This window comes from Corynebacterium phocae (genome assembly GCF_008693075.1).
Lineage (GTDB): Bacteria > Actinomycetota > Actinomycetes > Mycobacteriales > Mycobacteriaceae > Corynebacterium > Corynebacterium phocae.
Genome location: NZ_VXKJ01000004.1, coordinates 1 through 10,769, shown reverse-complemented (window position 1 = coordinate 10,769; position 10,769 = coordinate 1). Strand labels below are relative to the sequence as shown.

At 53.6% G+C, this 10,769-nt stretch carries 9 protein-coding genes and 4 pseudogenes; 8 read left to right on the top strand and 5 right to left on the bottom strand.

The window, feature by feature from the left end:
• The coding region (locus tag F4V58_RS00460) for a glutamate--tRNA ligase family protein (protein WP_249041134.1) at nucleotides 1-441 on the bottom strand (441 nt) is incomplete at its 3' end.
• A 41-nt stretch (nucleotides 442-482) separates the two neighbouring features.
• Between F4V58_RS00460 and F4V58_RS00455 the strand changes: the two genes are divergently transcribed.
• The gene (locus F4V58_RS00455; protein ID WP_075732432.1) at nucleotides 483-1,184 is read left to right on the top strand and encodes a queuosine precursor transporter; all 702 of its coding nucleotides are present in this window, start codon (nucleotides 483-485) and stop codon (nucleotides 1,182-1,184) included.
• Nucleotides 1,185-1,565: 381 nt separating this feature from the next.
• On the opposite strand, the gene F4V58_RS00450 is transcribed toward F4V58_RS00455, so the two are convergent.
• The 3 genes from F4V58_RS00450 to F4V58_RS00440 all read right to left on the bottom strand — a co-directional run bounded on the left by F4V58_RS00450 (nucleotide 1,566) and on the right by F4V58_RS00440 (nucleotide 4,403).
• Complete coding sequence (locus F4V58_RS00450; RefSeq protein ID WP_075732430.1) at nucleotides 1,566-3,263, bottom strand: ATP-binding protein; 1,698 nt, start codon at nucleotides 3,261-3,263, stop codon at nucleotides 1,566-1,568.
• Nucleotides 3,264-3,823: 560 nt separating this feature from the next.
• Nucleotides 3,824-4,036 carry a hypothetical protein gene (locus tag F4V58_RS00445; protein ID WP_150385646.1) on the bottom strand — a complete coding sequence of 71 codons (213 nt, stop codon included), beginning with the start codon at nucleotides 4,034-4,036 and terminating at the stop codon, nucleotides 3,824-3,826.
• Nucleotides 4,037-4,103: 67 nt separating this feature from the next.
• The gene (locus tag F4V58_RS00440) at nucleotides 4,104-4,403 is read right to left on the bottom strand and encodes an integrase core domain-containing protein (protein WP_150385645.1); all 300 of its coding nucleotides are present in this window, start codon (nucleotides 4,401-4,403) and stop codon (nucleotides 4,104-4,106) included.
• Between the two features lie 468 nt (nucleotides 4,404-4,871).
• On the opposite strand from F4V58_RS00440, the gene F4V58_RS12780 reads away from it, so the two are divergent.
• The 5 genes and pseudogenes from F4V58_RS12780 to F4V58_RS00420 all read left to right on the top strand — a co-directional run bounded on the left by F4V58_RS12780 (nucleotide 4,872) and on the right by F4V58_RS00420 (nucleotide 7,083).
• Nucleotides 4,872-5,135, top strand: a complete 264-nt coding sequence (locus F4V58_RS12780) for a transposase (RefSeq protein WP_084559614.1) — start codon at nucleotides 4,872-4,874, stop codon at nucleotides 5,133-5,135.
• Between the two features lie 174 nt (nucleotides 5,136-5,309).
• The gene (locus tag F4V58_RS00430) at nucleotides 5,310-5,474 is read left to right on the top strand and encodes an IS3 family transposase (RefSeq protein ID WP_150385644.1); all 165 of its coding nucleotides are present in this window, start codon (nucleotides 5,310-5,312) and stop codon (nucleotides 5,472-5,474) included.
• Nucleotides 5,475-5,514: 40 nt separating this feature from the next.
• Nucleotides 5,515-5,784, top strand: a pseudogene (locus tag F4V58_RS12940) (DDE-type integrase/transposase/recombinase); the annotation flags it as partial.
• Nucleotides 5,779-6,024, top strand: coding sequence for an integrase core domain-containing protein (locus tag F4V58_RS12935; protein WP_281247315.1), 246 nt, complete (start codon nucleotides 5,779-5,781; stop codon nucleotides 6,022-6,024). The pseudogene F4V58_RS12940 and the gene F4V58_RS12935, both read left to right, overlap by 6 nt.
• A gap of 735 nt (nucleotides 6,025-6,759) precedes the next feature.
• Nucleotides 6,760-7,083, top strand: a complete 324-nt coding sequence (locus F4V58_RS00420) for a hypothetical protein (RefSeq protein WP_075732423.1) — start codon at nucleotides 6,760-6,762, stop codon at nucleotides 7,081-7,083.
• 298 nt (nucleotides 7,084-7,381) lie between these two features.
• Here F4V58_RS00420 and F4V58_RS00410 read toward each other — a convergent pair.
• Nucleotides 7,382-8,596, bottom strand: a pseudogene (locus F4V58_RS00410) (IS3 family transposase).
• A 78-nt stretch (nucleotides 8,597-8,674) separates the two neighbouring features.
• On the opposite strand from F4V58_RS00410, the pseudogene F4V58_RS12980 reads away from it, so the two are divergent.
• Both F4V58_RS12980 and F4V58_RS00400 read left to right on the top strand, forming a co-directional pair.
• Nucleotides 8,675-10,163, top strand: a pseudogene (locus F4V58_RS12980) (integrase core domain-containing protein).
• Between the two features lie 128 nt (nucleotides 10,164-10,291).
• Nucleotides 10,292-10,717: pseudogene (locus tag F4V58_RS00400) on the top strand (trypsin-like serine peptidase); the annotation flags it as partial.
• Nucleotides 10,718-10,769 lie beyond the last annotated feature (52 nt).

The window sequence follows — 10,769 nt, the reverse complement described above, 5'->3', positions numbered from 1 at the left end:
AGCAGCGCGGAGGCGCAGGGCCGGCGCGCGGCCCTCGGCGGCGAGCTGGGCGCGGCGTCGGGTACGGGCGGCATCGGAAAGAGTGCGGCACGTCCCCGGGTACTGACCCGGAACGGCGTGCGGCGCGCGGGAGGCTTCCTGGATATCCTTGCGCGAGCAGTAACACTCATAGTGCGGTAAGCGTGCCAGGGCGCGCTCATAGGCCGCGTGGCGCTCGGACTGGTAGGTCAGCTCATCCCAGTCGATGCCCAGAGCGGCCAGGTCCTCCAGCTGGCGGGCGGCGGAGTGCGCGGAAGAACGCTGGGTATCAATGTCTTCCACCCGCATGACAAAGCGACGGCCCGTGGTGCGGGCGGCCAGCCACGCGATGACCGCCGTGCGCAGGTTGCCAAAGTGCAGGTCACCGCTGGGGCTGGGGGCATATCTTCCGGTTCCAGTCATGCGTTTAGGTTAGCGCAGGTTTTTGGGGCATAGTATTTCTTATGACAAATGAATCGGCAACCGCAACCACTTCACAAAGTGGCGTGAGCATCCGATACATCCCGGTACAGCCAACGCTGTATCCGTGGCTGGTCGCGGTGTTTTGCGTCACTCTCATCATCTCCAACATCAACGCCACCAAAGGCGTGGAGCTAGGACCGCTCATCACCGACGGCGCCTTCTTCCTCTTCCCCCTGTCCTACGTCATCGGCGACGTATTGTCCGAATGCTACGGCTTCAAACACACCCGGCGCGCCGTCATCATTGGCTTCGCCATGCTCATCCTGGCCACCCTCTGCTTCCAGATTGCCATCTGGCTGCCCGCCGCGAGCTTCTACGAGGGCCAAGAGGCCTTCGCCGCCACGCTCGGCGCGGTTCCGCAGATCCTGCTCGCTGGCCTAGCCGGCTACCTGGTAGGCCAGCTGCTGAACTCCTGGACGCTGGTGCGCATGAAATCCCGCCAGGGTGAAAAAGGGCTCATCTCCCGCCTGGTGGCCTCCACCGTAGTGGGCGAGCTGGGTGACACCGTGCTATTTTGCGCCATCGCCGCACCCGTCATTGGTATTTCCACGTTCGGCGACTTCCTCAACTTCGTCATTGTGGGCTTCCTCTGGAAGACCCTGGTGGAGGTAGTCATGCTTCCGGTCACCACGCAAGTTATCAAGTGGGTCAAGGCCCGCGAGGACTACACGCCGGTGGCTTAAAGGCACACTACCTTGAAACCCCTGCCCTAGGTTCCGTTCTGCTTACTGGATGAGGCTTAAAAACCCACCGGGAGTAATTTCACGTAACCCGAGGCTTAGCTCTGGAATAGGCAGCGATCAGCTGTGTCCATGTTTGAAGGACGTGGAGAGTCCTCAGTGAGTTTGTCGGAGTTGAGTTCCACGAGAGAGCAATCAGTTTCAATTTCGATGGAGAATACGAAAATCACCGGTTGCTCATTCAAACAACACCCCACCGTTCCCGGTGGGGAACACACCCGGAGGAGGGGCTAGGCTAACCGCACGGATGAGCGAGAACGCAGCATCTGCTGAGGTGAAAACCCTAGGAAGCGGCGTTTTCTCGCTCCCGTTGATCCAGCGGCTCTAGCTGAGTAGATAAGTAGTGGTTGAGGAGCCTTGACCGCCATGCATTGTGACAAGACCGGCTTTGAGCAATGGCGAAAGCGCGTAACGCACTTGGCTGGGGGACAAACCCGTTTGCTTGCTGAGCTCCTTGACGGTGAGCTCATGAGCTTCGTGCAAGTGTGCCGCTACGGTGGGGACATTTTTGCCTAGGGATTTCAGCTCTTCCGCATCGAGGAGGTCTTGTGACTCACCGGTATCCAGGAAGAACTGGCCATTGGAGATCTGGACTAAGCGCTTGCCCACAAGAGACTGCACTACTTCTTCTAACTGCTCATTTGCATAGGGGGAAAACTCATTCTGGAGACGAGAAAAGGAGTAGGTCTCACCCCGGCGAAGGGTTATCAGGATGTCCTGTTCGATAGGTGAAAGGTCATCGTTTAGGCTGTTGACCCAATCTATTTCCTCTTGGTTAAAACGCGAGCCCCTGCGAAGCAACACCTTGAATGACACGCCGTTATCAATGAATTCTGGGGCCGGTAGACCCCGTTCCTTCAGCGCGATAAGGACTTCCCGGATACCGCCGCCTTCGCCTTCAATAATCCTTTGCCCATCAGCGGTTTCCAAGTACTTTGCAATTTCATATAACCGTTGGTTGACTGCTACTTTCGTGAGTTGGGGACTGGTGAGTTGTGCTGGTGATAAACCTTTCAACCCACCCGGATTTTGGATGATCAGGGCAGTGTCCGTGATGCGGATTTCCACTTGCTGTCCGACCTCGAGCGAGACCCCCAAGTCCCGGTGGACCAAGGCGTTGGCCACAAGTTCGCGGATAGCCGAAGGAGGGAACTCCGGAACGTCTATGAGAAAGCCCTTCTGGTCATACTGGCTTGTGGTTGTGGTGTTCCGCCTTACCCACTCAACGGTGTCCTCTAGCAGTTCCGGCAGAGGGCCGCTGAAGTAGTCAAGGTTTTTATGACGGATGCCGGTAGCTGATCTTGGCACGCGAACGGCCGCTGTTGCCGCTAGTGAAGGCTGAGTGGATTGGGGATAAAACCCCATCGCGTATAGGCCCGCTAAGCGTAGTTGTTCGTCTTGGGTAATGACGTTGAGTATGTTGAGCAAAGTCGTATCATCGTTGACCTTACTAAGCCGGGCACTGCGCTGGCGCACGGTAGCGAGGAATGTGCGCAGGAGACCTTCTTCGAGTTGCTCCATCCCCTGCCCCGGGATGATTCGGAAATCATTTTCTACCGCCTCAAAACTGTGTAGTGAAGCAAGCTGCACCATCCTCAAGTCATTGCTATTCATGACGTAGTCACCGTCAGCTTGCCGCAAGTAGGGCTTTCCTTTGTACCGCGCCGGACGCAAGGTTGGTAGCACTGGAATGACGGTCACCGCGATAACGGCCCCATTTAATGTAGCAATGTGTTCGAATTCCAACTGCGGAGCTGGTTTGATGGCCTGGCGGTTGAAATCCGCGAGACGTTTTTCCATGGCGGCGGGGTTGTCTACCCCGCTGATGACAAAGCCTGCTGCCTCATCGACCCCTAGCAAGATAGTGCCACCCTCTGGCATGTTGGCAAAAGCACTCAAACTGGGGCCAAGAGTTTCTGGCATCTCAGACTTGGCCCTCTTACATTCAATAAGGGTGGTGTCATCCCCGAATGCACGAAGTTCTTTCAGCGTTGATTCCAGACGGGCTAAATTCCAGGTCATGTTTTCCACCCTATCGCACCAATTCGCAGTTTTAAAGTTTTATCCAACTATTTTGCGATTTTTTGACCTGGGGTTTTATGTAAGCAGCTTCTTAACTTCCCCAGTTTCACACTTTAAGTGTGAAAGCGTGAGTATTTTTAACAAAGCTAGCAGTTGGAGTGGAAAATTGGCAGGTTGGCAACTAGCGGGGTGGCTCCAACCTGCGCTGATTCCGGGGCTCAGTACAGCCGCGTAGTAGCGGAACAGGTAGGAAAGTGGCAAAGTGCAACTTTGATTCGTAGTTTGAAAATCTAATTCCTAAGTTTCGCACTTTTTGACCAGACAAAACGGTGAGGTTTGATATTCTTTGCCTATTTGCTTGGGCAGAGCGTGAGAGTGTGTGAGAATCCGCAAGCTCTGGAGGGGATGCGCAGGGGGATTTACCCCCTGCGCGGGGCAAATGGCGGGCTCGTGTGCGCGTTAGTTGCGGACCTCCCAGTTGGGTTCGGCCATGTCTTTTATCCCACGGAAACATGGCGTGGAGTTCGAGGGTGTCGAGTTTTTTGTGCGTGGGATGGTTTTTATAAGTATTTGTTGAATAGGTCTGGGTTGGTGATAGCCATCTGGTTGAGGGCTACGGCCCACCCCGCTACGCGGGCTCCTTCGATCATTCTGCCTGATCCGGTTCCGCGTTGTTTTGCTTGTTTTGCGCGTTTGAGTGCGCGACGGTCTTCCTGGAAGCACAGCGTTAGCCACAGGATTTTCACTACTGCGTCATCGGTGGGGAACTGCACCCGGTTTTTGGTGGCTTTCCGCAGGCCACGCAAAAGTGGAGTGGGCTAGGAATTAGGTCCTTATGACTTAAGCGGTTGCCATCTGATTTTCGTGCTTCCATTTCTCCGCAAATGCATTTGGGTTCATGTATCCCAGTGCTGAATGCGGATGTTCATTATTATACCTATACCGCCACCATGCGATTCGTTCTTCGGCATCGTTGATGCCGTAGAAGAGGTTATCCTCGAACAACTCATCACGCATCCTGTTGTGCATGGACTCGACGAATCCGTTGTGCCAGGGCTGCCCCGGTGGGATAAAAGCCTGTACCAACTGCTGTTCATCCGCCCAGCTCTCCAGCTCTTTAGAGATGAATTTAAGGACCATTGTCCATGCGCAGCACCGTAGGCGCTCCAAGCTCTAGTACAGCGACATCAAGCAGCTCGATGACACCCGCGGGCCTTTACAGAGCGATCAACCTTGAAATCAACATATTGCCTGGTGAACTCATCGATGATGCCCACACACCTTGAACTGGTGACCGTCAAAGTCCGAATCAAACTGAAAATCCAACGCCCACACCTCACCAGGGCGCGTTGCGGGGGACGTGCGGGGAGTCGGTTCACGATCTAGAGTTCGCTTCGACTTCTTCCTGGGAAAAACCCTCAGTTCCTCTTGACGCCACAACCTACGGAAAGTATCACGACCGATAGTGAAACCCGCAGCGCGCGCATGAACCAGTGCCCTGCGGTACCCCTGGTGTGGGCTGGAATATTCGGCGCATTAAACTTGAGCGTATGCCATAGTTGACCTTATTCGTTAAGGAGAATGGACATATGAAGAAATTTAAGAAGCATACCCTTAGAACAGATTGTCGAGCGCCTGGAGCGAGCAAGCAAGCTGGCCAAGGAAGGCAAGACGAATGGCGAGATTTGCTGTGAACTCAATGTGTCAGAAGCCACGTTGAGTCGTTGGCGTCGGCAGTATGGGACAATGTCTCGAAGCGAAGCCCGGGAGCTTAAGGCCCTCCGGACAGAAAACGACAGGCTCAAGCGGTTGCTCGGGCAGTCCGAACTGGAAAAAGCCGCTTTGAAGGAGTTGGCTGAGGGAAAATTCTAAGCCCAACAAATCGCCACGAGGCCGTCGATTATATGATTGATAAAGGCTTTACGCACTGGCTATCGTGCAAGGTTGTTGGGCTATCAGTATCGGCATACCGCCGGCGTCTACGCATCGGTGAGCACAATAAGAAGTCTCCTTCTTCACCGGCCTCATGCGTTGCTGATCAATTGGATGATTAATTTTGCTGATAACCACCGCCGGTGGGGCTACCGTAGAGCGCTTGTCTACGCCCGCGCGGCTGGTTTCACCATCGGACGGGATACCTTCCGCCGGTTGTGGCGTCAAGAAGGACTTAAGGGTATTCCCACGCAAGAAGTCCAAGCGTACCTTGGATAGGCAGCCCACTTAGCGTACGAAGCCTGCAACACGTCCTGGTGAGGTCTGGGCACTGGATTTTCAATTTGATTCGGATTTCAACGGCCGCTACTTCAAAGTCTGCAACATCATCGACGAGTACACCAGGCAGCATATTTCTTTCCGAGTTGATCATTCCATCAAAGCTTGCGACGTCATTGAACTACTGGATGTCGCCGTGTTAGAGCGCGGAGCTCCAGCGGTGCTTCGCATGGATAACGGTCCGGAATTTATCTCAAAGGAGCTGGAAAATTGGGTATCTGAGCAAGAACTAGTTCAAGCGTTTATTCCGGCAGGTCAGCCGTGGCACAACGGCTTCGTGGAGTCACTGCACAACCGGATGCGTGATGAATTGTTTGAGGACAACCTCTTCTACGACATCGAAGACGCACGCGCTGGACTAACGTGGTGGTCGCACCGGTATAATAATGAACATCCGCATTCGTCATTGGGATACATGACCCCAAATGCATTTGCGGACCAATGGAAGAAAGAAAACGAGATGGAAACCGCTCAAGTAGCAGGAGCCTAATTCCTAGCCCACTCCAATAGCGTGAAAGACGGTTCACGAAAGGCACTTCTTTATGTGGTGTCTAAAGTGGCTCCCTCGTCGGTGCGCGGTTAAGGCTCGCGCGTAGGCGTGGGCTAGCTCTGCGCACCTGTTAGGCGAGTGGACAGCCCTACGACACTTTTAGGGGATTAGCAATTAGTGCCAATGAAAGCCCAGAAAGCGATTTGTCCAGCCATTACAAGTGCGCGAACTCCAGCGTGAACCTTCGCGATCGCAAGAGCGGTCTGCCAAGCCCAGCCCTGGGCTGCGGCAGCTGTACCAGCGAAGAGGTTGCACAGGTATTTACGGGTTCCTTCACTTACAGAGGCGGTTCTCATCATGCGGCTTGCCTGCTTGCTCGTGGAGAGTTGGTCGGCCATGTCCAAGATTTCAGCTCGGTCGAAGACCACCTTTTGTCCAGTTTCATCAATAACTGTGATGGTTTGGGTCTCGAGATCCTCAGTGACAATTGCAGTGCCGTTAGGCGTGAGGATGTAGTCAGTGGATGTGCCACCGGCCTGGGTTGTGGGGATAGAAGTGTGCCCCTGAAAAGTGTCAGCCAGGGCAGTATTTCCACCTGAGAAGGCAACGGCGAAAGCGAGAGGCAGTGCAAGCGTTCTTGCGAGGAACTTTTTCTAAATCATTGCTTTTCCTTCTGTTAGTGTGACTAGATACTAGCTCTAATCACTACTACTACCATGTGAAGGAAGACTTTTTATGGAAAAAAGAATACTCGCTGTTGGGGTACTGATCACGGTACTGGGGGCTGGGCTTTTTCTGCTAGGTAGCACTACGCCGGGAGCCCTCATGATGACGTTAGGCGCATTAGATTTGGTGGCCGTTATTTTTTGGCCAAAGCTGACCGGTGCTATTTCGGATAGGAAAGAATACAGCCTGGGAAATCAGGTGGTAGACGCCCTTATGATTGCCAGCGGTGTGGCCCTTACCGTTATTACCGGTATGCCGGTTTTCCTGGCGCTAATAGCGGGGGGAGTGGCATCTCTCTCTTACCGCCACCAGAAAGAGCCGGCGCTAGCTTAAACTACTAAGCAATACATTTTCATTTGCATTCCAAGAGCCTTGGGGCGCGCACTGACCGCCGTACCCAAACCAGCGCTACAACTGACCCCCACGCGCCCACGAACCGGTAAACAGTTCTCTCGGTGCGTTGTTCTTTAGCTACGGTCTACGGTGGCCTAAACCTGTCCTGTCTAGGAACTTTTTGGACACGGAGTCCAGTGACTTTTTGGACACGGAGTCTGGGGACTTTTTGGACATGATGTCTAGTGACTTTTTGGACATGGTGGGGTGGGGTTGCCCGCAAGTTCCGGACACGATTTTAAGAAACTTTTTGGGTGTTCCCCTGGTTACTATTGATTAGTTTCTCATAATTGACGGGGCTGAGCATTTTGATACTGGAGTGCCGCCGTTTCCGGTTATAGAACTCCTCCATCCACCGTGCCGTACCTTTGGCTGCTTCCCGCCGCGACATCCACTTACGGCGGTAGTAGAACTCGGTTTTGAGCGTTGACCAAAACGACTCCGCCATAGCATTGTCAAAACACACCCCAGTGCGCCCAACAGATTGCTTGATGCCTAGCTCTTTACACACCTGGTGCATCTGGTCACTGGTGAACTGCGTGCCCCTATCTGCGTGGAAAATCACTTCCTTGGGTAAAACACCCCGCAACACATAGGCCATGCGTAAAGCCCTCTCAACCAAATTTGTATCCTGGATTTCGCTGAACGCAAACCCAAGTGTTCTCCGGGAATGCCCATCACGAACAGCACACAAATACAGTGGGCCTTCAGCAGTGGGAAGCTGGGTGATATCTGACAACCACACCTTATCCATGGCTCCTTGATCAAACTTACGTTTAACCAGGTCAGGTAAAGATGAAGTGGGTGAATCACCAATCTTTTTACTCCGCTTGAACTTCCTCGGCGAGATTCCTTCAATGGCCATGTACTTCATCCGTTTAGCCACCGTCTTCTTATCGACGCTATAACCAAGGTCGGCAAGATCCGCAGTGATACGCGGTGCTCCGTAGGTGCCATCTGAAGCCTCCCACAAACGATAGATTTCAGCATCCAAGAGCTGGTAGTAATTAGTTTTCTCATCTTCGCCAGCAAGAATCCTTTCCTGCTTTTTCTCCCAGTCGTAGTAACAAGAACGGGAAACCTCAAGTAGTCTGCTCATCCGGGTAATGCTGTAGTTAGCCTTCTCACGGAAGCATTAGTTCGTATTTCTCCTCTCGTGTTGCTTCGCAGCGAAGAAGGCGCTGGCTTTTGACAGGAACTCATTATCTATCTTCAGCTCAGCGACTTGTTTCCTCAACCGAGAGATTTCAACTTGTGCCTGCTCCGGCGTTAGCTCACCGGAGTCACTATTGCGCTCCTTCTCGGCCTTGACCCACTTCCACAGTAAACTTTTATCGACCCCGATCTCTCCAGCGACTACGGCGACACTGCGCCCAGTCTCAGTAACAAGACGAGCAGCCTCCACACGATACTCCGGGGTGTACTTCCTTCTTGAACGACTCATAACAAACATCTTTCCGCACGGAGTCCAATTCCGCACTAACTAGGTGTCCGGAATTCAAGGGTAACCCCAGGGGCCAATAATGTGGGAATGGCTATTCCACTTTCACTCCGCAAGAAGATTGCGGATTTTGACCCTGTCAGTGCCGGCATAACGGTTGAGCAGTTCTGCCGCGACAACAAGGTGTCGCGGCAGACGTATTACAACATCAAGGCCCGCGTAGCTGTTCGCGGCCGCGCCGGAATCAAACCGGACAGCACTGCACCGATCAACCCACACCGAACCTTTGAAGACTCGATTCGACTGCACGCCCTTGATGCCCGTGCTGCGCTAAAGGCCAAAGGCCAAGACTATGGACCATGGTCGATCTACTACTACTACATCGACGAGTTGGGCTACGAAAAGCCGCCGTCACGCGCCACGATCGCTCAATGGCTTCGTGACGCCGGGGTTGTTGAGGCCAATGCCCGCAAACGGCCCCGCACGTCGTATCGACGCTTCGCCCGTGACCTAGTCAACGAACTATGGCAGATTGATGCGATGACCTATCGCCTCTTCGATGTCGCCCATACCCACGTCACGATTTACCAGGTTGTTGATGATGATAGTCGTTTCGATGTCGGGACCATGGCATGTGCCCTACCGGAAAACGGCACGGATGCACGAACCTGTTTGCGTGCTGCTTTCGCCGAGTACGGGTTACCTAGGGAGATTCTGTCCGACAACGGAGAGGCTTTTGCCACTTATCACCGCGGCAGGCTGTCGGAAACTAAAAAAATGGCTGGCCAGCCAGGGCGTATGGGCAATTGCAGGTTTCGCTCCCACGACCCAGGGCAAAGACGAACGATCTCATCAAACCCTCACCAGGTTCCTTGACGCACGCCAACCGCTATCCCTGGCTGATGTTCAAAGCGCTCTGGTTGAATACCGCGACTTCTACAACAACCGCCGGCGGCACCAAGGTCTTCTCGTCGACAAAATGCACATCACACCAGCACAGGCATGGGACAACTTCCCACACGCCGACCGGCCAACCGAACCCATTGACCCAGACCAGATGTGGGCAAAAATCGCGAAAGGCTACCACCTTGCCTACGGTAGCGACACCCATGCCGGAGACGTTGTCGACAGGGCTGACAAAGCCCTGTCTGAAGTTGCAGCCTCAGACAGGGCACATGGTCACGACAACGCGTCAACCCAGCAAGATCAACACCATGCCGCACCATCAACGGTAGCCCATGTTACCCATGAGGTGAATCCTGTCTGGGCGATTCCTCACGAACTATGGATCAACAAAAGCGGTGTCGTGCGAATCCTCGGACATGGCCTGTACGTGGGGTCCAGGTTCAAAAACCGGAAGCTCTACAGCAACGTCACCGACGACAATCACGCCGAGTTCTTCACCGACCACGACGGCGAGAAACTGTTTTCATTCCCGCTGCCTATCACACTGCTCGAGCGCCCACCAGGAGGCCAAATCAACATCAACCACGTCGAAGGCATGTGGCACCGCCGACCACCGGCCCTCAAGCCAAACCTGTCGAACCCACGCCCCAGCAGGAGGAAAACACCCCACTAGCTAGATGTCAAAGAACCTCATAGACTCCGTGTCCAAAAAGTTCCTAGACTCCGTGTCCAAAAAGTCACTGGACTCCGTGTCCAAAAAGTCTATAGACATAACATACAGGAACTAAAGCGTTCCCTAATAGGGCGGTTGTCTATATCGAAAGAAACGGTAGCGTACACTGCTCGGGATGGATGATATCCGCTGATACCCTGGTTACCGCCGGTCATCGCGTGTATAATCGGTCGGCCAAAGATTGGTATGGCGGGTTGAAATTTTACCCAGGTGCCAATGGTTCTTCTAAACCGTATGATTATGCTACTGCGACACAAAAATGGACGGATGTCAACTATATTAAGAGTGGAAATGTCGGTGCAGACTGGGGCATAGTCAAACTCAACCGACGCATTGGTGCCCAAACCGGTTGGTTCGGGCTGAAGTGGCAGGCAGCCAGTTATAACGGTAAAAGCGTGACGATTAAAGGTTACCCAGGAGATAAGCCTGCGGCGCAAATGTGGGGAATGAAGTGGGCTGAGTTTTGTTCCCGTTGGATAGAAGGGAAAATGTAGGTTATGCCAAAGAAATTTGATCAGCAGTTTAAGGATCGGGCGGTTCGTCTGA